The 22,303-nt window shown below is 47.7% G+C and carries 14 protein-coding genes and 2 pseudogenes; 8 read left to right on the plus strand and 8 right to left on the minus strand.

From position 1 onward, the window contains the following. The first annotated feature begins 956 nt into the window (after positions 1 to 956). The 3 genes and pseudogenes from ltrA to RIC07_RS19490 all read left to right on the plus strand — a co-directional run bounded on the left by ltrA (position 957) and on the right by RIC07_RS19490 (position 3,834). The gene (gene ltrA, locus RIC07_RS19480; RefSeq protein ID WP_446395968.1) at positions 957 to 2,675 is read left to right on the plus strand and encodes a group II intron reverse transcriptase/maturase; all 1,719 of its coding nucleotides are present in this window, start codon (positions 957 to 959) and stop codon (positions 2,673 to 2,675) included. Positions 2,676 to 2,791: 116 nt separating this feature from the next. Continuing rightward, a pseudogene (locus RIC07_RS19485) lies at positions 2,792 to 3,391 on the plus strand (nucleotide-binding protein); the annotation flags it as partial. Continuing rightward, a complete protein-coding gene (locus RIC07_RS19490) occupies positions 3,388 to 3,834 on the plus strand; it encodes a hypothetical protein (protein WP_446395969.1) in 447 nt (148 codons plus the stop codon). The pseudogene RIC07_RS19485 and the gene RIC07_RS19490, both read left to right, overlap by 4 nt. A 191-nt stretch (positions 3,835 to 4,025) precedes the next feature. Here the strand turns inward: RIC07_RS19490 and RIC07_RS19495 are convergent, their stop codons facing one another. Further along, complete coding sequence (locus RIC07_RS19495; RefSeq protein WP_446395970.1) at positions 4,026 to 4,154, minus strand: hypothetical protein; 129 nt, start codon at positions 4,152 to 4,154, stop codon at positions 4,026 to 4,028. Positions 4,155 to 4,171: 17 nt separating this feature from the next. Between RIC07_RS19495 and RIC07_RS19500 the strand changes: the two genes are divergently transcribed. Next, entirely contained in the window at positions 4,172 to 5,047 is an 876-nt protein-coding gene (locus tag RIC07_RS19500; RefSeq protein ID WP_446395971.1) for a TetR family transcriptional regulator, read from the plus strand. Between the two features lie 27 nt (positions 5,048 to 5,074). Then, on the plus strand, positions 5,075 to 6,919 hold the full coding sequence (locus RIC07_RS19505) for a pentapeptide repeat-containing protein (RefSeq protein ID WP_446395972.1): 1,845 nt from the start codon (positions 5,075 to 5,077) through the stop codon (positions 6,917 to 6,919). 3 nt (positions 6,920 to 6,922) lie between these two features. Here the strand turns inward: RIC07_RS19505 and RIC07_RS19510 are convergent, their stop codons facing one another. Further along, on the minus strand, positions 6,923 to 7,168 hold the full coding sequence (locus RIC07_RS19510) for a hypothetical protein (protein ID WP_006106334.1): 246 nt from the start codon (positions 7,166 to 7,168) through the stop codon (positions 6,923 to 6,925). Positions 7,169 to 7,701: 533 nt separating this feature from the next. On the opposite strand from RIC07_RS19510, the pseudogene RIC07_RS19515 reads away from it, so the two are divergent. From RIC07_RS19515 to RIC07_RS19525, 3 genes and pseudogenes are all read left to right on the plus strand, one after another. Beyond that, positions 7,702 to 7,977 (plus strand): annotated as a pseudogene (locus RIC07_RS19515) (RRXRR domain-containing protein); the annotation flags it as partial. Positions 7,978 to 8,347: 370 nt separating this feature from the next. Continuing rightward, positions 8,348 to 11,872, plus strand: a complete 3,525-nt coding sequence (locus tag RIC07_RS19520; RefSeq protein WP_446395973.1) for a plasmid replication protein, CyRepA1 family — start codon at positions 8,348 to 8,350, stop codon at positions 11,870 to 11,872. An 81-nt stretch (positions 11,873 to 11,953) separates the two neighbouring features. Next, positions 11,954 to 12,391, plus strand: coding sequence for a hypothetical protein (locus RIC07_RS19525; RefSeq protein WP_446395974.1), 438 nt, complete (start codon positions 11,954 to 11,956; stop codon positions 12,389 to 12,391). Positions 12,392 to 12,665: 274 nt separating this feature from the next. Here the strand turns inward: RIC07_RS19525 and RIC07_RS19530 are convergent, their stop codons facing one another. From RIC07_RS19530 to RIC07_RS19555, 6 genes are all read right to left on the minus strand, one after another. Continuing rightward, on the minus strand, positions 12,666 to 13,247 hold the full coding sequence (locus RIC07_RS19530; RefSeq protein ID WP_446395975.1) for a chemotaxis protein CheW: 582 nt from the start codon (positions 13,245 to 13,247) through the stop codon (positions 12,666 to 12,668). A gap of 58 nt (positions 13,248 to 13,305) precedes the next feature. After that, positions 13,306 to 16,644 (minus strand): response regulator, encoded by a 3,339-nt coding sequence (locus RIC07_RS19535; RefSeq protein WP_446395976.1) that lies wholly within the window; start codon positions 16,642 to 16,644, stop codon positions 13,306 to 13,308. Positions 16,645 to 16,692: 48 nt separating this feature from the next. Then, on the minus strand, positions 16,693 to 19,779 hold the full coding sequence (locus RIC07_RS19540; RefSeq protein WP_446395982.1) for a GAF domain-containing protein: 3,087 nt from the start codon (positions 19,777 to 19,779) through the stop codon (positions 16,693 to 16,695). A gap of 212 nt (positions 19,780 to 19,991) precedes the next feature. After that, complete coding sequence (locus RIC07_RS19545) at positions 19,992 to 20,501, minus strand: chemotaxis protein CheW (RefSeq protein WP_446395977.1); 510 nt, start codon at positions 20,499 to 20,501, stop codon at positions 19,992 to 19,994. Positions 20,502 to 20,582: 81 nt separating this feature from the next. Next, positions 20,583 to 20,960, minus strand: coding sequence for a response regulator (locus RIC07_RS19550; RefSeq protein ID WP_006106355.1), 378 nt, complete (start codon positions 20,958 to 20,960; stop codon positions 20,583 to 20,585). Positions 20,961 to 21,015: 55 nt separating this feature from the next. Continuing rightward, positions 21,016 to 22,083, minus strand: a complete 1,068-nt coding sequence (locus RIC07_RS19555; RefSeq protein ID WP_446395978.1) for a response regulator — start codon at positions 22,081 to 22,083, stop codon at positions 21,016 to 21,018. Between the last annotated feature and the right edge of the window lie 220 nt (positions 22,084 to 22,303).

Consider the following 22,303-nt stretch of genomic DNA (forward strand, 5'->3'; position numbering starts at 1 on the left):
TTATTGAGGTTACTAGATGCGCTAGATCTAGCTGGGTGCTGTTATCACAGCGTTATCAATCATAACATGGTGTTTGCGGATTGCCGGTGAACTATTTTTTGGGGCTGGTTTAAGTAATGCAGTAATGCAGTAATGCAGTAAGTTATGCAATAATGCAGTAAGTTATGCAATAATGCAGTAATTAAGCACTGAATTCAATATTCGCCTTAACCCTAAGAGTCATTCGTGAACAAAATCATCGGTTTCTTGAACCAAAAAGGCGGCTGCGGCAGTGCGATTCGTTCTCTCTAAACCTTGATAAACCTGGGTTTTAGCCTTTGGAAATCCACTCAAGGGGGACGAGAGGCAAGGAAAAACAGGGGTCAACCCCACACTCACCTTGACAACTTGAGACTCGATGTAGGACGAGAATGTTGCGGATATGTAACAAATCCTTCGAGGAAATGTAAAAAACCCAACGATTCAATTCCCTACCTCCTCGGTGATAGGAGACAGCATCATCCCCATCTTTCGGCATGACAACTCGGAGGGTGAAGCGGGATGAAAAGCGGGTAACCAGAAAGTTGGTATGGAATCCCCGCGAGCTAGATGGACATGGCTAGGAGACGAACCTGCGCTATTAACCTTCGTTACCGCCAACTTGCTTACCCAACTTAACGAGCAAGAGTCAAAAAGACACGGTTGTTTGGTGTAGGGTGTTTGACCGCCACTCTACAATCACCCCGGAGTAACAACCCGGAGGATAGCAGGAGCCTAAATCCATCGTAAAACGAGTATCAGGAACGAAGTAACCCGTCATCACCTCTCAGGAAGGTCGATACCTGAGCAGTCAGTCAGGCGCACGGTCTTGACGGGAAGGATTGTTTCAGAAGCAAACGCTCTGGGTAATGTCAGAGATACGCTAACGGAAACACTGTAATGCGGATGATAGAAGACCAAGTAAGAGTGAATAAGTCATGAACACAGCTCCAAAGCTGATGTATGAATGGAAGAACATACCCTGGCGTAAGCTTGAGGTACAGGTTTTCAAGCTCCAAAAGCGAATCTATCGAGCCTCAGAACGTGGCGATGTTAAGCAAGTCCGTAGGCTCCAGAGGCTTCTGGTTAACTCTAGGGCAGCAAAGCTTTTGGCTGTTCGTCGGGTTACCCAAGATAATCGAGGCAAACGCACCGCAGGGATTGATGGAGTGAAATCTATCCACCCAGCGGGGCGGCTTAAGCTTGCCGAAGATTTGAAACTATCTGATAAAGCATCTCCAATTAGAAGAGTTTGGATACCCAAACCTGAAAAACAGGAGAAACGCCCACTCGGAATTCCGACGATAGAAGACAGAGCGAAACAAGCCCTAACTAAGTTGGCACTTGAACCCGAATGGGAGGCTCTATTTGAGCCACACTCCTACGGGTTTAGACCAGGCAGGTCAACCCACGATGCGGTTAAATACATCAAACTCGATATCCAAAGAAAGGACAAATATGTTCTTGATGCGGATATTAGCAAATGTTTCGACCGCATTAATCAAAAAGCGCTGCTAGACAAGTTGAATACGTTTCCTCTGATGAGGAGACAGATAAAGGCTTGGTTGAAAGCAGGTGTTATGGAAGGGGAAACACTATTCCCCACAGAGGAAGGAACTCCGCTAGGAGGGGTGATATCGCCGTTACTGGCTAACATTGCCCTTCACGGACTGGAGAATTATCTCAACAGTTGTGTGACCAAACGGAAGCAAGTTAATGGAAAAGTGACCAATTGGAAACTCACTGTCGTCCGTTACGCTGACGATTTCCTCATCATGCATAGAGATTTGAATGAATTACTAAGAATCAAGTCTCTCGCTGAAAAATGGCTCAACCAGATGGGATTAGAACTAAGTCCAACCCAAACCAAGATTGTCCACACCTTCTTTTCCTTAAATGGGCAAGAACCCGGTTTCGACTTTCTCGGATTCTCATTCCGTCAATATCCACTGGGAAAACGGAATCGCAGATTAAGAGCAGGAGGAAGTCGCGCTGGAGGACAATGCTGGACACAAGAAGCCCTGTTCAAAACCATCATTACGCCGACTGTTGGAGCAGTCCAGCGTCATAAAGCTAAACTTAGCCAGATTATCGATGGATTAAAAACGGCACCTCAGTCTAGGTTAATTCGTGAATTAAACCCAGTTATACAGGGCTTTGCGAATTACTACTGTGCCGTAAACTCCAAAGAAGTTTTCAGCGATATCGACCACTGGTTATGGGAAAAACTAAGACGTTGGGCATTACGTCGGCACCCCATAAAACCTGCCAAATGGGTGTTCAACAAATATTGGCACGTTGACGAGCATAACGGAACAAAGAAATGGGACTTTCACGATGGAGAAACTTCTCTATCCCAACACCGTCTCACCCCTATAAAAATGCACGTCAACGTCAAAGAAACCAGAAGTCCATATGACGGAGATTGGGTGTATTGGAGTACACGCAGGGGTAAGTACCCAGGTACTAGACCTGTCATAGCTCAACTTTTAAACAAGCAAAAAGGTAAATGCCCTATATGCCGACTCCACTTCACTCTAGAAGACATCATTGAAGTTGACCATGTTGACAACAACCACGGCAACAACAGGATGTCTAACCTACACGCCTTACACGGACATTGCCATGATTGGAAACATACAGTTTCAATCAGTTAATAAAACTGGTTAGGTACTCGTAACAAGAGCCGCATTAGAGAGGAGCCGGATGAAGAGAAATTTTCATGTCCGGTTCTGAAGCCGAGTTAGAAAGGTGACTTTCTAACTTAGGATAACAATCCACCACAGCCGTTCACTTCACGCATTGGCTAGCCACCAAACAGAAAAAGAAGGTGCTGCTCGTCGATGCCGATTCCCAGCAGTCCAGCTCCGCCTGGTTAGCTGGCATGGAATTATCCATTCCCTATAAAGTGGTGCAAACTCCTGATGACTTACTCGAACGCCTGCCAGAACTAGAACAACAATACGACCAGCTCGTTGTCGATGGTCCAGCCTCCTTAGCCGAAGCCACCCGAGCCATTCTGTTTCGCGCTGTCCTGGCTATCGTCCCCGTCCAACCCACAGGTGTCGATTTGCGATCGGCGTCTGATGCGGTGCGGTTAATCAAACAAGCCCAGTCCGTTCGCGGCGGTTCCCCCATGGCGGCGATGTTTGTCTCCCGAGCCGTCAAAGGCACCAAACTCAAAGATGAAGCGATCGCGCTTTTGAGCCAAACCCAAGACGTCACCCTACTCAAAACAGTGATTCATCAAAAACAAGCGATCGCGGATACCTCCGGTCAGTCCGCAACCGTCTGGGACTTCCCCAGCCGCCCCGCCAAAGAGTCAGCGCGGGAATACGAGCGATTGTTCAAAGAAATTATGGCACTATTATGAGTCAAAAGAAAAATCGCAAGCCCCTTACCGATACCCTGGCACAACAGTTTGTCTATGGTGAGAACCCCAAAGACACCACACCAGACGCTTCCCAAGACCCAACACCCACTCAACCCAAAGAAGACAAAACCCCACCCAGAAAGAGCGAAACCAAACGCGATCGCTCTTCGAGTCAAGCGCTCTTCACAGATAGCACTCCTTCCACAAAAGAACCCATGTCAGAGAACAACTCCAAAACCTTGGGGGTCAAACTCCCTTCCCAGTCTAGACTGATGAATAAGTTCCAAGCACCCTCCAAAGAGGCGACAGTACGCTTTACAGTAGATTTACCCCTATCAATGCACCGCAAGCTGTCACTCTTAGCCGCGAGGACTGGTAAGAAAAAGGCGGAGATTGTGCGGGTATTATTGGATGAGACATTAAAGGATTTAGAAGGCGAGTGACGTCAATCAGCCAATTCGCGTAGTCATATTAAGAAATATTGCTGATGTAGGCATCATTGAACAGAGACGATAATTGTATCTAGGCACCGAGAAATAAATTGGCATACCGGGGTTTGCGCCGTGAGAACTCAGTCTCAGAATCGATACGCAAGCCCTTTGTTTCTTGATATCGTGACGTTCTCCCCGCGAAATCATACCAAGTTGCGTTCTAACGTGTCTTGAAATTTCTCTTCCAGCACCAAGGTTATCCAGATTAACAGGGACAACTCATGAAAAACTTGGGTAAAGTAGAGATCAGCAAAAAGCTTTTCTTTGCTCATTGCCACTCCTCTAAAACATGAGCAGTTATTCCCTCAGCAATATTCTCTTACCGGCTGTATTTATCTCCAGTGCTGTCTTTTCTACATTGACAGTACCCTTTGCTTTAATCGGGAAAGAACCCGTCATTATTGAACTCTCCCCCTTTTATAGTGGGGAAATTCAACCGATTTTTGATGGCAATCACAAAGAGGTAGCCATTCCCTATATCGGATTCTCCATCGTCGTCAGCGTCGGAGCTGGCATGGCTACCGTCGAAATGATTCGACGGTGGAATCAATGGAGTGAATCAACAACAGAAGAAGAGGAATCATCCAATTCGCCGCCCAATTCACCCGAAACCCCAATTCAGCCCGAACCCCTCGACCACCCCGAATACCGACCAGAAGTTTCAGCCATAGACCTACCCCCAACCGAAGCCGGGTTCGACAGTCCATTGCTAACGCCTCCAGAAGCCGTTGGAGAAGAGCCAGACGTACCTGTTGAACCTGACCCACTGGTTCAGCCTCCACCCACTCTACCTCATCCCACAGGAGCGCTGAGTGTCCTATCTGAAGCACCCGACTTATCCCCAGTGCCAGACGAGAATAAGGTGATTCAGTTTACACCACGTCACGCCCATCAATCTGCTACTCTTTCTTTAGAAGCAATTGAAAGTGAAATCCTAGAATCTCGCGACCAGTACAAAACCTGCCGGATTCAAACCCCCCATTTAAAACGACGCTTATTTGCCATCGCCGTTGAAGGTCAATACTACAGCTTTTTGAGAGCCGAGAAAACCAAAGATAAGGTACTAGAAATCCTGACCCGGCTAGGTGATCGCACTCATAAAACAGTGATTACGAAAACCGAAAAAGGCTATGCAATATGGGCGTTGGAGCCAGACGTTTCCTGACACCAATTATTTTATATTTCTATTGAAATGAATGCTGACGAAATAATAGAAAGATATAGACAAGGGGAACGAGATTTTAGTGGAACCGACTTAAGTGGAGCTTCATTGAGTGGGATAGACCTGCAACGAGTCATATTGTGGCGAGCCAACCTCAGTAAGGCTAACTTAACAGGTACAAACCTCAGTGGAGCAGATTTATTGGGAGCCAATCTGAGTGAAGCAAACCTGAGTCGTGCCGTACTCTGTGGTGCCAATCTGAGTGAAACCAACTTCAGTAATGCGCTGCTGCATAAAACCAACTTTCATACCACCCTTTACAACAAAGCCACTCAGTTTCCTGACAATTTTGACCCCGTTAAAGCAGGGGCTTATTTAATTGCACCTCAGAGTTCACTCCCCGAAGCTGACCTGAGTGGGGTAGACCTAAGTAACGCCAACTTAACCGGGGCTTCTTTGAGTCGTGCTGACCTATGGAAAACTAACTTGAGAGAAGCCTCTTTGCAGGAGGCGAATCTAAGCGAAGCCTGTTTAATAGGCGCGGACTTAACCGGAGCGGACTTAACCGGAGCTGACTTGAAACAATCCAATCTATTAGGAGCTGATTTGCGGAACGCGACCCTTCTAGAGATTGACATCAAAGGCGCACTCTACGACGAAACGACTCAATTTCCCCAAGATTTTGACCCAACGGAAGCCGGAGCTTACTGCGTTGCTCCTGGCGCGTCACTGGCTGGAGTTAACCTCAGTGGAGTCAACCTCAGTGGTGCCGATTTGAGTGACGCCGATTTGAGTGACGCCGACTTGAGCGGGGCAAACTTATTTGGTATTTCACTCGCTTATGCCAATTTGAGAGGAGCCAAATTAACCAATGCCATTCTGTGGGACGCTGAACTGATTGGCGCGTCTTTACAAGAAGCATCGCTCAGTGGAGCCGACTTGTGGCAGGCAGATTTACGGGAAGCTGATTTAACCGGAGCTGACTTGAAACAATCCAATCTATTGGGAGCTAATCTGAGTTCGGCTAACCTACAAGGGGTGAACGGGATGGGCGCACTCTACAACGACGCGACCCAATTTCCGGTCGAGTTTAACCCAACTGAAACGGGGATGTACTTAATTGCTCCGGGTGCGTCACTTGGGGGAGTCAATCTGAGGGGAGCTGACTTGAGGGGAGCGGATTTGAGTGGTGCTGATTTGAGGAAGGCAAAATTGTTTGGCGTCAATCTTCAAGATGCCACTCTAGAGGGAACCCAGCTTGAAGCCGCACTTTATAACGAAGCGACTCAATTTCCTTCCGGTTTCGACCCGCTCAAGGGTGGCGCGTGCTTAATTGCCCCTAGAGTGTCACTTTCTGGCGTGAATCTGGGTGAGGCGGATCTCAGGGGAGCTGACCTAAGTCAAACCAACCTATGTGGGGCTTCTTTGAGCAATGTCACTCTGGATGGTGTCAGCGTCAAAGCCGCCATTTACAACGAAGCGACTCAATTTCCTTCAGGTTTCGACCCCAGCGAGGGCGGTGCGTACTTGATTGCCCCTGGAGCGTCCCTGAAAAAAGCCGATCTGAGTGGAACCGATTTAGGGGGAGCTGACCTGAGTCAGGCGAATTTGAGTCAGGCGAACCTGAGTCAGGCAGATCTGTGGGGTGCCAATCTGAGTCAGGCGAACCTGGAAGCCGCTAATCTGGAAGGCGCTAACTTACTGGGAGCCAATTTAGTGCGTGCTAACTTGAGCCACGCCAATCTGAGTCAAGCGAATTTGGATGGGGCAGAGCTGACTGAAGCCAAGCTTAAGGGGGTTGACCTGAGTCAGGTTGACTTAGACGGAGTGATTTTGAGTGGGGCAATCATGCCCGATGGCACAGTTCATACTTAGCCATCAACCCAACAAAACCTTTTCCTGGGACAGATCTGAGGAACTACTGAGCGAGGAAAATTTGGCTGAGAGCATACTGAGAAGGATGGCAATCTGGGCATGATCTGCCTTATCGATTAATTCTTCTATCTCTTCCTCAAACGAGAGCGATCGCTTCGGTACAGATGCCCCAAGCACTAGCGAGAAGTAGTATTCTCTTGCCTCAGTCGATAATTTCATCAAAAGCTTACCCAGGTTTTCAGTAGTCATCGGCTGCCTACCTTTCCTGAAATAGGAAATGGTCTGCTGAGACAAACCTGTCTGTTCGGAGAGCCACTTGGCGCTAACTCCGTAAGTTCTCAGCGTTTTATCGAAAGCTTTATTCCAATCCATATTTCGATTTTACGCTTTTTTAGCTCAATTAATAATACTCTTAATTGACAAAAAAGTTAAAGTGTTGTTTAATTAATGGGATTCACCTAGAAAAATTATAGGGGATAAAAATTTCGCCCTACCCAAAATAGGGCGGGGCAATCCTTAATTATATAGGTCTTTACCATATAGGTAAATACAGGTAAATTTTCAACAACCCTGACTTAGCTAACGCTTGAAGTCAGGGATTGCCGGACAAACGGCAATTTAAACCGTTGAATACCGCATGGAGTCTCGGTTTGGTACAGACACCCGGTTGTTTCCCTAGTCCGGATTAAATCTAAAGCTTTTTGTCGGGCTGTTGTTAAGTCAAGACATCTTAACCGAGATGGCGGGAAGGGACTACACACTATCTCGTGAGGACTATATCCATGTTACGAGTACCAGTTTTATCAAGGTCAGGCAAGCCCTTAATGCCAACCAAAGCTAGCCGTGCTAGACGTTGGCTAAAAGAAGGTAAAGCCAAAATCGTACACAACGATTTAGAATGTTTTGCCATTCAGCTAACTTTTGAAACAGGGGAGAACACTCAGTCGATAGCCATAGGAATAGATCCAGGCAAATGCTACTCAGGCGCCGCCGTTCAATCGAGTCTTGCTACCCTCTGGTGGACCCATCTAGTTCTACCGTTCAAAACAGTTAAAGAGCTAGGGGCAGTATTTCTGGATTACGTACAAATGCTCAATCTGGGGGGGACATTATTTGTTGGCGGCAATTCCCCAGACGCTGACCTTTCAGGTACAGGCGTCCGCCCCCTTGCCGCATTTAAGGAGGATGCGATCGCAATTAGGGTAAAGTAATAAAAAACTTGAAACCAGCGCCCAGTAATCTTGGCGGATTTTGTCGCACTGGTTTCCCAGGAAATTGGAGTCCATGGGAAGGACTCAAATTGTTACACAAATTGTTACACAACCACAACCAGGAAGTGCGTTGCACAACCAACCAGGAAGTGCGTGTAGCCCCATGTTACCCCAAATTTCCTGGATTGCACAACCAACCAACCAGGAGTTTTGCATCATGGGGAAAAATAACCCTCTACACATTCAAAAAGCGCATTGGGACGAGTGGACAACAGGCAGTGCTGTTGATGAGGAGCTGACCGCCCTCAACCTGGAAAGCATCAGCTACGACGAACCCTATCATCGTCTGTTGTACGATTGGGACACTAAGCGAAAGCATATCGATGCGAAGTGGCGACGGATTCACCGAAGCTTCGGGAAAAACTGGACTCACGGTGGCTGGTGGTGTTACGGCGGTGAAAATACTATCTGGGGATGCTTTAAACCCGATCGCCCGCGTTTCGACCCAAACAAATCGAAGCCGATCAAATACGAACATCCTCACTCTTCCCCCACGGAAATCTTCCGCCTCAAGATGCCACGGCACCTCTGGCAGAGGATAGCCAATCGTTATAACATCCCCATCGGGAATTATTTAGACTTTTGGCAGTGGGTAAAAGACCATCCACAAATCCCCATTGTCATTACAGAGGGTGTCAAGAAAGCTGCGGCGCTGTTATCTCAAGGGTATGTTGCTCTAGCACTCCCCGGTGTCTGGTCGGGCGTGAGAACCCCACGGAATAAAGACGGGAAGCGGATCGGTCAATCTTACCTCATCCCAGAACTAAAACAGTTTGCACAGGTGGATCGGCTGATATACTTAGCCTTTGACCAAGACCAAAGACGATCAACCAAGCGGAAGGTCAATGACGCGATCGCCAAAACTGGGAAATTGCTCAAGAATTCGGGTTGCCAGGTCTCTGTTGTATCCTGGGATACCGACTATAAAGGGATTGATGATTTCATCGTTGAAAGAGGTAACAGACTAGATCTTGTATTCCAATTAGCCAAAGACCTTGAAATCTGGGAAGCTTCACAACTAAGTAAACTGACTTATTCCCCAGACCTTGTAATCAATTCCCGGTATCTCGGAAGCTTTAGCCCTCCTGCTTCTTCCCAGTTAATAGGCTTAAAGGCTCCAAAAGGAACAGGAAAAACCCAATGCTTATCTGAACAGGTTAAACAGATTATCCGTGAAGGGGGAAGGCGAATCCTGTTACTAACCCATCGGATTCAACTTGGCTCGGAATTGTGTGGGCGACTAGGGATTCACTACCTGGATGAACCCAAGCTCGATGATTTTGGTCTGTGGGGATTTGGGTTGTGTGTGGACTCCTTACATCCAAAATCACGGGCTAAATTCAACCCCTATGATTGGGTGGGCGCGTGGATAATCCTTGATGAAGTCGAACAGGTTTTATGGCATCTACTAAATAGCTCAACCTGTCAGAGCGATCGCGTTGCTATCCTGCGAAACCTTGAGAAAGTATTGCAGATAGCCCTATCGACTGGGGGGAAAGTTTTCCTATCTGACGCTGACCTATCAGATGTTTCCATCGACTATATTAAGTCATTGATAGGCTTTGACATCAAGACCTGGATAGCTGTCAATGAGTGGAAACCCAAGCGAGGTTGCGATGTTCATAGTTATGACGGAAACTCCCCCGCTCAGTTAGTCAGTGATCTGATGGAGCATATCTCAATGGGAGGGAAGCCTTTTGTCTGCACAGGTGGGCAGAAAATCAAATCCACATACAGCACCCAGAACCTGGAATCCTTACTCCGACGCCGTTTCCCCCATTTGAAGATACTCCGAATTGACAGTGAAAGCGTAGCTAACCCCAATCATCCGGCTTATGGTTGTATCGAACGTCTCAATGAAATTTTGCCAGAGTACGACATCGTGATTGCCTCTCCCACGCTGGAGACTGGGGTCAGTATTTCTTGTCAGCATTTTACAAGCGTTTGGGGGATATTCCCTGGTCATCAGCCCATTAACTCAGTCTGTCAGTTTTTGGCAAGGGTACGCGCTAATATTCCCCGGTATATTTGGGCTCGTAAAACCGGATTTGGGCGAATTGCTGGCGGCTCGACTAATATCAAGTCGATTTTAGCGACCCAACATAAAATGGCAAAAGCCAATATAAGTTTGCTCACTCAAGCTGGTTTTACTGATGATATCGACGTAGATTTTCAACCTGCATCACTTTATGCTTGGGCTAAGTTATCGGCACGTATCAACCTTGGTATGAAGGCTTATCGAGCCGCTATTGAAGCCAGACTAAAAGATGAGGGACATAATATCATTGATACTGTGCCACCATCTGACGATGATGACCTTATTGAGAGAATTGAAGCCACCTCGGATGAAGTCAAAGCGACAAAGGAAGGGAACTATCAGAATCATTGTGAGGCGATCGCGACCGCGCCAGACATTGATAACAAAGAATTCCTGAAGATCAAAGACCAACGTGCCAAGACCAAAGAGGAACGGGAACAGTATCGGAAGGCAGAGTTAAATAACCGTTATGGGGTTGAGGTTGATTCAGATTTGGTTAAGAAGGATGATGATGGATGGTATCCACTCCTGCGGCTTCATTATTATCTCGGCATAGGACGGGAACATCTGCCAGCCAGGGATAAGGCAAGCGCTCAAAAAATGCTCGATGAGGGCGACGGCGCGATATTCAAGCCGGACTTTAACCAAAAGCAGCTAGGGGCTAAAATCGCCGTCCTGGATCTGATTGGCTTTGCCAAACTCTTACGGCGGCGAGAGTTCCCTCAGAATGACCCTGAGTTATTGGAAATCGCAGAATTCTGCAAACAGCACCGTTACGAAATAGAAGCCTTACTGGGCATTAAGATTCTGCCAGGTGATAGTCCGATCGCGATCGCACAGAAGCTACTAGGCTTGATTGGGTATCGCCTCCCCCGGCTGAGGAGGGAGGGAAGCCGAGATAATAGGCAGTATGTTTATGGCGCTGCGGCTCCTTCTTTTCAGAAGGATTGCCAGGGTAAGCTCTTAATCGATGAGAATGGTCAAGCCATCCCCATACCTGATGGACGCGATGAGGTGTTCACGGCATGGTTAGAGCGCGATCGCGATCGGGCTGATTCAGAATCGGTGTCCACGGGTCATAATAATAGTACTTATATTACGACCCATGGACACGGACCCATGGACACGAACCCAGACACCCCGATGGAAACTGGGAGGGCATCGGTGTCCACGGGTCATAATAATAGTATTTATATTACGACCCATGGACACGAAACCGTGGACACGGAACCAGACACCCCGATCGCATCTTTTGAACCTTCAAGAACCGAATGCTTACTAGAATCCCTATCGCGGGTTGAGTCTTTCGGTCAGTTTTGGGAGGCTATCAGGGGGTATGAAGATGAGACAGTAGAGGATGCGATCGCACTCCTTGATAATCATCCCCGTCGCCAGACCTTAGCAGCATGGTTTGAGGGGGATGCATCTTTAACCCAAAAAGAGGTAGCCTTAGACCCATTCCTTGAACCTGAATCAGTCCAAGATCTGGTAGGCTGGCTTAAGATTTGTTGTCGGGAGGGCAAGGCTTTGTTTGATATCCTGCGCCAGACTATCCCTTCCACTGAAGCGTTCAGGAGGGCGGTTCGGTTCCTAGATCGAGAGCGACGGGCAGTGATCCGATATTGGGAGCCAGGATTGGCATAAGGTAAAAGACAGCGGGGAGTGAACTGGCACTGCGCGGAGGATGCGATCCATCGTCCTATCTTCCAAGTTTTAGGAGGTGTTATGGGAGAAGCAAAAAGACGCAAGAAATTAGACCCTCATTATGGTAAGCCTAAGCCAAAAGTTGAGCTTCAAGATACAATGACTGAGGTTATACTTTTGGCTGTTTTGCTAGGCATCGAGTTGTGGCGAATAGAGTTAAAAGATGTGAACTGGAAAGATTTCTTTGTCAAGAAAATTAACGAAATAGTGTCGTCACCCGATTGGGCGGGTTTTGATGCTCGAAGTGAAGAGGATTATCTGAAGGTTACAACAGTGTTATTTCTCACGGTTTTGACTGGCAATCCTCCCGTCTCATTTGCCTCCAGACAAAGCTTCTATGACTTCTTAATCAACGAGGTAACTAACATGACCCCTAAAGAAATGGCTAACTTGTTGAATAGGACTCTAGAAGAAAGGATCTTTATCAGGGATTGTGCTGCGGATCTGGCAGCCAGATGAGAAAAAGGCTTGCCAGCCCTGCCTCCTGCTTTATTCTAATTCTGTTGAACTCACGTTAAGTGTAGATCGAAGGTTCGTGTCATATAGGTGTAGATCTAGCGAAATAGTGGAATAAAAATTTTTCGCCCAGTCCGAGCAGATTCCGGCGGAATCACGCCTTATTTCACCCGACGGGCTTACTGAATAAATTTGTTTATAGGGATAGAGTGACTGTGGTGGTTAAACGACCAGGCGTTGAAAAGAGCGATCGCGACTAAATCAGGGTACTGTAACCTCAATTGCCTCCTGGTAACAAAGTCTGTTGAGACTGAATCAACTGCTCCGGATTGAGCAAAAATAGCGGCGAGTCTTCTGGATTTTGCCGCACCAAAGCACTCACACAGCGAAGATTCCCCTGAGCCATATAATCCGCCGTTAACGGCTTAAACGCCGACTCAGGCACACGCTGTAACGAAGGCGGCGAATCAATCGGTAACCCCACAATTTTGCCAGCTCGGTTCTGCACAATCAACAGGTAACGTTGCTCAGTATCATCCTCCCATTTCACCGATACTGTCCTGGCAGATTCCGCCGCCTCCCCCTGACTAGAACTGAGCGATAAATTTGGCAGCTCAGCCCTCTTAAAAATCCGATGGTCTACATCAATCACCAGTAACTCTTGGTCTTGATAAAGCGTTAATCCCACAGCTCCCCCCTGAGGTGCGCCATAAATTTTGCCACGAGGAATCACTTTTTGCACAGCTCGAATCGGCAAAGCAAAGCCTTCCGTATAAAGGCGAAAAACAATTAACTGTTGAGTCGGTTGAGGCTTGCGATTGGTAGATCGTCGGGAAGAAAGCGGAGAAAAAACAGCCATAGAATTCAAAACTAAAAACTAAAAACTCATGCCCTCGAAAGTTGTGAAAGATCAAAACTCAAACCGGAACCTTGCCCCGAATTAACTGCTCTAGAGTATCTAATAACTCACGCTCATTGTAAGGCTTAGAAAAATAGCCACTGGCACCCAACGTCATCGCTAACTGGCGATGTTTCTCCCCAGTTCGAGACGTCAACATCGAAACAGGTAAATCGCTGAAAGCCGGGTCAGATTTGATCCTCGCCAAAAAGCCGTAACCATCCAGGCGAGGCATCTCAATATCACAAATAACCGCCTGCACCTGTAACCCCCCCAACAGTTTTTCCACAGCATCTTGACCATCTTTGGCTTGTTCCACCAAATACCCAGCCTTTTCCAACGCCAACGCTAAAAATCGGCGTACATTAATCGAATCATCAACCACCAGAACCGTATCTCTCTGGGGTTGAGGCGTCGCCACATTGAGTGGCTGCTCACGACTAGGCGCATCCAATTGAGGCAACTGCTCCACCAGTGACCCATCCGTGTCCGGCGATCGCTCACTCCTCATCCAGCGCAGCAATGAAGCCGCATCCACCAGCGGCACAACCTTACCATCACCCAGAATCGTACAACTAGCAAACCCAGCCGGCATAGAAAGAGGACCTTCCACTTGGCGAATCGCCACCTCCTGCTCACCCCAACAGCGATCCACCTGTAGCGCAATCAACTGATCCCCAGGACTAATCATCAGCACCGTTGGCTCACTAATACTCGGTACACCTTCCGGAGTCGTTATTTTACGCGAGCAATTAAAACTTAACCACGCACCCAAACGAATCAGAGGAATCATCTCCTCTTCCCACTTAAGAACCTCACTACCCGGAGTCCTCAAAATCTGCTCCTCATCCAGTAAAAGCATTTCCTCAATCACATCCGTCGGAAACGCCAACATAGTATGATTACTCTCCACCAACAGAACCCGTGCCACAGACAACGTAAACGGCACCGTCAGCGTAAACGTTGTCCCCTGACCCGGTTGAGTATCAACCCGGATATCCCCCCGGATTTGCTTAAGATTATTACGCACCACATCCATCCCCACACCTCGACCCGACAGGTCAGTCACCCGTTCGGCGGTACTAAAACCCGGTTCAAAAATCAGCGAGAGCAACTCATCCTCACTCGCCGCCGCCAGCAGTTCCGCATCCAAGCCCATTTGTTCAGCCCTTGCCCGGATTTTATCCAGATTAATCCCATTCCCATCATCACTAATCGTAATAATCGTCTGGTTCCCCCGGTGAGCCGCTTTAATCTCAATCGTCCCCTGAGCCGGTTTCCCTTGAGACTGACGAATATCAGGTTTCTCAATCCCGTGGTCAAACGCATTACGAACCAGGTGCATCAACGGATCTGAAAGCGCCTCCAAGATACTGCGATCAATCAGAGTCCCCTTCCCAGAAACCTTAAGTTCAACCTCTTTCCCATGCTGTAACGCCAGATCCCGTAAAGCGCGTTGAAATCGCCCCACCAAATCCGACAAAGGACGCATCCGAACCCGAGTCAGATTCGTCTGTAGCTGCTTAGCCGTTTGGTTAAGTTCGCGAACCGTTCCGTCAGTATCTTCCAGACTCAGTTCAATATCAGACGTGACTTCCTGAATCTGGACAATCGTTTCCATCACTTCCATCGACAGCAAGTGTAAGTCGCTGTAATGGTCCATTTCCAAAGCATCAAAAGCGCTGCTGATATCTTGCAGACTGTCTCCAGGTTCACCACTTGAAGCATTCTCCTCAGGGAAACCCGTCAAATTTTGCACCGGGGTTGGACGCCATGAACCGCCCGGTTTTGTCGCCAGAGAATTCACCAGGGATTTTAACCCCGCTGGCACAGAACTGACCCCTGTGGCAACAGTATCATAGGTGGTACGCAGGCGAACATTCGATTGCTCCAGATGGTTAACTCGGCGGCTGAGTTTTTCCATCAAAGTACGCAAACGAGCCAAGTGTAAACTAAGACCATTACGCTCAATGGTCAGTTCTCCAAACAGATCGTTAAGCCGATCCAATTGCCGAACTGGAATACGGACAGTATTTTCTGGAGAATCCTTCGTCGCTCTTTCTGCTTGATTCGACGAGGCTTTCACCTCTTGCCATCTCACCTCATCGGCTCTTTCCACGCCAGCATCGCGATCGACAGTTCTCGACAGAGAGCCACTGAAGGACGTTGTAGCCGTTGGCTCAAAAATACCCTCGTCACTAACCAACGGTTCGGCAGCTTCAGTATCTGGGGTATGAATGTCAAACTCAGCCGCCGTTCCCGCCGCTTCCACAAACTCAGTGTCTGAGGTATAGTCAAACTCAGCCGCCGTTTCCGCCGCTTCCACAAACTCAGTGTCTGAGGTATAGTCAAACTCAGCCGCCGTTTCCGCCGCTTCCACAAACTCAGTGTCTGGGGTATAGTCAAACTCAGCCGCCGTTTGTGCTTCTTCAACAAACTCAGTGTCTGAGGTATAGTCAAACTCAGCCGCCGTTTGTGCTTCTTCAACAAACTCAGTGTCTGAGGTATAACTGTCAAACTCAGCAACCCAATCCTCTTCCACCAACTCAGTAGCAGGCGTCGGTGTACTCGTCGGTGTTACAACAACTCCCGGCACTTCGATATGAGTCGGCAAACTACCAACTTGATTCACCAAAACCAGCGCTTGCGATCGCCGCCAAGCTTGAAGCGCCGCCTTAGCAATCTCTCGAACCTGATTTGGAGCAGCTTCCAGGCTTTGAACCACAGACTCACACAAGCTACTAAAAGCCTCCAGCTGTAGCATCTCGCCCAACCCCCCCAACTCTTGAGCAAGAATCGAAACCTCTTCCTCTAAGCAAGGCGCTTGGGGGTCCTCCACCACCGATTCCAACCGGGAAAGACACCCCTCCACCTCAGTTTCAAACAGTAAAGCCGCAACATTCGTACCATCTTCCGCCCCCAGCATACTGTTGGCGTCTTCCTCAACCGGATCACCCAGGCGTTCATGGAGCTGATCAAAAACCGGCGTCGCTATCCTCGAAACCCAATCAGGGTCAGCATCCGTTCCCTGGCGATTAAGAGAAAGCACGCTGGAGAGACGATCCACCGCCCCCAACAACAAGCCCTCAAGTTCAGCATCCACATTCAAGGAATTCCTCTGAACCTTCATCACCTTAAACGAATCCTCCAGACGGTGAGCCAGATGACTCAACGTCTGATACCCCATCATTCCCGCACCCCCCTTAACCGAATGAGCCGCCCGCAAAATCGAATCCATTTGCTGACTCTCAATATGGTTCCCAGCTAAACCCAGGAGTGCCGATTCAATCGTGTCCAGATATTCCTGGGCTTCTTCGAGAAACTGGAGCTGAATTTCAAGTTCCTTGTCCTGTGACATGGTAGAAACATATCTTATAGAGTATGAAGCGTGAAGTTTTATCTAACCTCAGCCTTCTGTACCAACGTTGAACGCACCCACAGATGCCTGTAATTCTGATGCAATCCCCACAGTATCTTGGAGAGAACTAGCCACTTGACGAGTCGAATTCGACGTGCGTTCAGAAAGAGCAGCAATATCCTTCATCAACTCAGTAATCGCTTGGCTAGTTTCCGCTTGAGACACCGTAGCCGTCGAAATCGACTGCACCAACTGGTCAATCTGGCGAGACACCTCTAAAATTTGACTCAAACTCAGCTTCGCATCCTCAACCAGATGCGTCCCTTCCACCACCTGAGACGTACCCAACTCCATCGCCTCAACCACAGACGCCGTTTCTTGTTGGATATTATCCACAATCTGTTCAATCTCTCGTGTCGCCGCCGCCGAGCGAGCCGCCAATTCCCCAACTTCCTCAGCAACCACAGCAAACCCTTGACCTTCTTCCCCCGCTCGAGCCGCCTCAATCCCGGCATTAATCGCCAATAAATTCGTTTGCAGCGCAATTTGGTTAATCAAAGACACCACCTTAGAAATCTGTTGGGACGATTCCCCCAACCGCTTGACTTTCTTCGCCGTTTCTGCTACAGTCTCTCGCAATCCCAGAATATTCTTCACCGAACGATCCATCGCCTGTCCCCCAGCTTCAGCCGTCGTTGAAGCCGTGCGAGCCACAGCCGCCGCTTGACGAGCATTCTCAGCCACCTGTTGAATCGAACGAGTCATTTGCTCAACCGATGAGAGAGTGCGAGTCGTTTCCTCCGCCTGTTTCAGAGCCTCCTCCGACAATTGGCGAATTGCCCCTTCATTTTCACCCAAGGACGTATTCACCTGAGTCGCCGCCGTTTTCACTTGCGTAACAATTCCCCGCAGACTTTCAATCACAGCATTAAAAAAGTCAGCAACCGTGCCAATTTCACCCACAGTCACATCCGCCCGTACCGTCAAATCCCCTCGGGCAGCCCCTTCCACATCAGAAAGCAACTCCAAAAGCTGAAGCTGAAGCGATTCCTTCTGTTGACGCTGTTCCTGAGAAGCCAACTCCGCCTCAATCCGGGCTTGTTCCCGCTGTTCCAACAGATTAGCTTGGTCAAGAGCAAAACCCACTTGAATCGCCACCTGCTTAAAGAAATTAATCTCCGCCTCCTGCCAACGGCGCGAACTAGAACATTGATGAGTCACCAACAATCCCAGTAAATTCCCCTCTGCCAGAATCGGCGCGACCAAATTCGCCTTAACCTTAAACGGTTCAAGCTGACCCAAGTAACATTGATTCAAGTTCGCCTCATAAATATTTTCATTACTACTGACAAAACCGCGCTTGTACTTTTCCACATATTGGTCAGCAAAACAGGGATCAGCAATATTGGCACCCAGAGCTTTGGGGAAGGTACGCCCCACAGATTCAGCCACAATAGTGCCTTGCCAGTTAGCATCAAACAGATACACAACCGCTCGGTCAGTGCCTAAGGTTTGGCGCACCCCTGTAATCGCCGCCTCATAGATTTCTTCAACATTGAACGACTCCCGAATATTAGACGTAATATCATTAAGTTGCTGAGCCAGTTCAGTAGCCGTTGCTTGCTGTTCCAACAGCGCCGCTTGGTCGAGGGCAAAGCCAATTTGGTCAGCAATTTGGGAAAATAGCTCCGTTTCTGCCTCTAGCCAGATGCGGGGTTTGGAACACTGGTGACCACAAAGTAAGCCATAAACTTTACCCTCTCGGATAATCGGAGCCATCATATAAGCCTTAACCGACAGTTCCGAGAGCATGGTGTACTCCCAATCATCGCGGCTTTTATCATCAAGGTTATCACCGATACGAATCTGTCCATCACTGTAGACTTCAGCGATATCCCCGTCCTTGTCTGCCGCTTTAAACGATTGTCCCCGAACTTTGCTCCAACCGGGGGCTACGGCTTCTGCTACAAATGTACCACTGTTAGCATTATCAAAGCGGAAAATCAGCACCCGATCCGTCAAAAGTGCGTCACGAACCGCCGTTACAGCCGTTTCCAGAATCTCCTCAGCTTTGAGCGACTGGCGAATCCGGGGAATAATATCATTCCAGCGCTGCACTCGTTCAGCTTCAGCCGTTTTCGATGACGCCAGAGTAATACTACTTAAAGAAAGACCCACTTGAGTCGCTAACTCTTTAAGGAAATCAATTTCCGACGGTTGCCACACACGGATATCAGCGCATTGATGAGCAACCAATAGACCAATCAGAACATCACCCGATACAATCGGCACAACCAAATTCGATTTTACCGACAGTCGGGCTAAAAGCTGGAGATGATCCGGAGAATAACCCGTTTGCTGAACATTAGATGTCGGGACAACCCGCCCTTGGCGATACTCTTCTAGAATTTTTCGAGGAATACAGGGGTCTGTAATTTTATCCATCAGCGCCCTGGGCCAACCGGGATCAACGGATTCAGCAACAATACTGCCACTCCAATCCGGTTCAAACCCATAGATGACCACCCGATCCGCATTCAGTTGTTTTTTAGCTTCCGTAACCGCCCGATCAAACAGAAACTGCTTATCCCCGCGACTCGCCGCATTCACCGTTTCCGCATAGGTTCGTAGCGCCAGGGCGGACGCTTTTTGCTCTTCCAGAAGCGTCTGAACTTGAGAAACCATGCGATTAATACTAGACCCCAAACTAGCAACTTCATCCTCTCCTTCAACGCGCAGACGGGTATCCAAATCCCCTTGAGCCAGTTTCTGAACCGCGCTAGACGCCTCCAGAATAGGTTCAACCGCACGTTTAGCCAGCAACACAGCCACCACACCCGCCAACAAAGCCGTTATCCCCGTTCCCCACAGCAGATTTGACAGCGTTTTGCTCGACTTATCTTGGGCAATTTCTTCCTTAATCGTTTGGTTAACCAAAACATAGTCAAAAGTCCCAATTCCCAGAACAGGAACCACACTAAGCGTAACCGCCAAAACTGTAGCTTTAGTCGATAATGAAAGCCGCCCCCACCAGGAACCCGTTTTAGCAGACCCGTCGCTTACAGGTGCAGGAGTTGCACTGACAGGAAACGTCGGAGCCGCATTCATTTTATCCTGAAAGTCAGCACCGTACATGGAGCCATTGTCCCTCACGCTATTACTACTGATATTATCTGGAATTTGGTTATCACCATTACTGGCTGTATCGAATTTCTGAACCATGAAACAAGCACCATTGTGTGATAATAAATTGGCAATGACATAAAAAGCCGTAACAAAAGTCCTTTTTCCCTCGCCTCCCACCAAAGCTATCTTTGCCAAGAATTCAATCGATCTCTTCTGTTTACTTATCGCTGCGCGTAACCCATAATTGCCTCAGTATCCAAAACCAATAAAATTTCTCGCTCTTGCAAAGTACATCCGCGTAAATAAGGAACCAAATTCGATGACACTTGACCATGCGGCGATTGAATCGAATCCGGTGTCAGACGCACCACACCTTCAACCGTTTGGACAACTAGCCCTAAAGCCCCTGAACTATTGCGGATAATGATGATGCTGTATTGCTGAACATTCGTCAGAACTTCTGGTAACCCTAACATCTTCCCCAAATCAATCACCCACAAAACGCGAGAACGCCGATTCAGCAATCCCAAAACATAAGGAGGCATATTGGGCATCGGTGTCAATCGTCCCGGTGGCAAAACAATAACTTCCTGCGCCCGACTCATTGACAAAACAGCCGATGTTTTTTCACCTAACTGAAACTTCAGATAAGTATCTCCCTGATTTTTCGTATGCAGGGGTTTTTTCGGTAAAAGAGCGAGTGTACTGGTCAGGGTAGGTAAATCCGGCATAATTTTATTTATGGGTCATTAGTCATTAGTCATGAGTTATCAGTTTTTACAATAAACAAACGACAATAGACATAAACTGTCCTACAGAGCGACTGATTTAATGGCACGTAGAATTTGTTCGCGAGTAAAGGGTTTAGTCAGGTAGGCATCAGCACCTTGTTTCATCCCCCAAAGCCGATCAATTTCCTGATTTTTAGATGAACAAATTACGATAGGAATCTTTTCCGTGACCGGATGAGTCTTCAACCTACGACACAGCTCAAACCCGCTCATCCCTGGCATAACCACATCCGTAACAATTACATCTGGCTTTTGTTCCAACACCTTATTCAGCGCTTCTTTAGCACCAATAGCATTGATAACGTTATAGCCACTTTCTCGAAGATAATGGCTCATTAATTCCAGTTCAGATAAAGTATCTTCTACAATCAAAATTGTACCCATCAACGTTGTACTCATCGTTCAGCTATCCTCATAAATTAACTCAAAAAAATCTATTCGTGATACTCCTGAACTAAGATAAGTGTTTAAACACCATCTTTAGTAATTCGGATTGGTTAAACGGTTTAGTCAAGTAGCCCGATGCCCGGACTAACTTCGCCTTAGCTCGGTCTAGAAACCCAGTATGACCCGTTACCATGATGATGGGAGTTGTCTTAAACAGCGAATGCTTCCGCAACAGAGAACATAATTCATAGCCATCTAAATTAGGCATTTCCACATCCAGCAAAATCAGGTCAGGCTTAATCCGGACAACCTGCATTAATGCCCTTACTGGGTCATTAATCATCACCACCGAGAAGCTTTTATCATCCAAAAAAGAATTAATCGCATTCAAGACCGTTGTACTATCATCAATACAAGCAATTGTGTAGGTAGTTTTCTTCTTGGCAGTAGTTTGAGTTGCACCCGCCGCGCCGCTCGTATTAGCCGATTTATTAGCTAAATTTTGGTTAGGTTTTTGAATTAACTCTAACTTAGCCGGAGTACTCGTTTGAGCCGAAGCATTAGCCGGAGTGCTAGACGCCGCATTAACGGATTCTGAAGACTGCTGGCGTCGCAATTGTTCGTGACAGCGTTCAACCAATGTTCGTAGCTCAATGCGACAGAACTTAGGCAAATCCTCAAAATTATCTTGAGGAATTAATTGGTAAGTTCCTTCTCTAACCGGAAGCAGCGAACGAATGACTTCTTCCGCTAACTCTTCGATGAGAGTTGCAGCTTGGGCTGAGGTGAGATACTGTTGATTGACTAACCAGTTAATCGCTTGGTAATCCGGATTTTGACTCGACTGACTCTCTAAATCAGATTCAAATAGCAAGCGAACCTGAACCCGAACAGCACTAACAAGTGTCGGAATTTCACGAGAAAGCTGACGCAAATGGCGGTCAAGTCGCTCGAATGGATCAACTGAATCTGAAGCATAGATTAGTTTACCCTGTTCTAGATGGATTGACCAAGAAACAGATCCACTCGATATTTGTAAACAACCATTAGCCTGACGACTAGATAATTGTGCTAATAACGAGAGCGGGTTTAGCCTTTGGGAAGATCTATAGCTAGCCATAGAAACGGTGTTCATGTGTATCTACCTGGGTCTCATCCAATCGTCGCAACTAGAATTGTTGACTCACGCCCTTACAAAGTACTTTCCTCTCTTGAGAATCACGTTGCCACGAGAAAGATCATTTCAAGGTTAAGAAAGAGCTTCCGGTTGCCGAAAAATACTCTTCTTGAGCAGCAATAACCAACAATTCAGGCTTATTGAATCTTTTTGCATTTTTATCCCTGTTCCCTGGCAA

The organism is Coleofasciculus sp. E1-EBD-02 (assembly GCF_040218245.1).
Lineage (GTDB): Bacteria > Cyanobacteriota > Cyanobacteriia > Cyanobacteriales > Coleofasciculaceae > Coleofasciculus.

Coding starts and splice junctions, on each gene's coding strand:
- ltrA (WP_446395968.1), top strand. CDS start 957: ATGAACACAGCTCCAAAGCTGATGTATGAATGGAAGAACATACCCTGG.
- RIC07_RS19490 (WP_446395969.1), top strand. CDS start 3,388: ATGAGTCAAAAGAAAAATCGCAAGCCCCTTACCGATACCCTGGCACAA.
- RIC07_RS19495 (WP_446395970.1), bottom strand. CDS start 4,154: ATGAGCAAAGAAAAGCTTTTTGCTGATCTCTACTTTACCCAAGTTTTT.
- RIC07_RS19500 (WP_446395971.1), top strand. CDS start 4,172: ATGAGCAGTTATTCCCTCAGCAATATTCTCTTACCGGCTGTATTTATC.
- RIC07_RS19505 (WP_446395972.1), top strand. CDS start 5,075: ATGAATGCTGACGAAATAATAGAAAGATATAGACAAGGGGAACGAGAT.
- RIC07_RS19510 (WP_006106334.1), bottom strand. CDS start 7,168: ATGACTACTGAAAACCTGGGTAAGCTTTTGATGAAATTATCGACTGAG.
- RIC07_RS19520 (WP_446395973.1), top strand. CDS start 8,348: ATGGGGAAAAATAACCCTCTACACATTCAAAAAGCGCATTGGGACGAG.
- RIC07_RS19525 (WP_446395974.1), top strand. CDS start 11,954: ATGGGAGAAGCAAAAAGACGCAAGAAATTAGACCCTCATTATGGTAAG.
- RIC07_RS19530 (WP_446395975.1), bottom strand. CDS start 13,247: ATGGCTGTTTTTTCTCCGCTTTCTTCCCGACGATCTACCAATCGCAAG.
- RIC07_RS19535 (WP_446395976.1), bottom strand. CDS start 16,644: ATGTCACAGGACAAGGAACTTGAAATTCAGCTCCAGTTTCTCGAAGAA.
- RIC07_RS19540 (WP_446395982.1), bottom strand. CDS start 19,779: ATGTACGGTGCTGACTTTCAGGATAAAATGAATGCGGCTCCGACGTTT.
- RIC07_RS19545 (WP_446395977.1), bottom strand. CDS start 20,501: ATGCCGGATTTACCTACCCTGACCAGTACACTCGCTCTTTTACCGAAA.
- RIC07_RS19550 (WP_006106355.1), bottom strand. CDS start 20,960: ATGAGTACAACGTTGATGGGTACAATTTTGATTGTAGAAGATACTTTA.
- RIC07_RS19555 (WP_446395978.1), bottom strand. CDS start 22,083: ATGAACACCGTTTCTATGGCTAGCTATAGATCTTCCCAAAGGCTAAAC.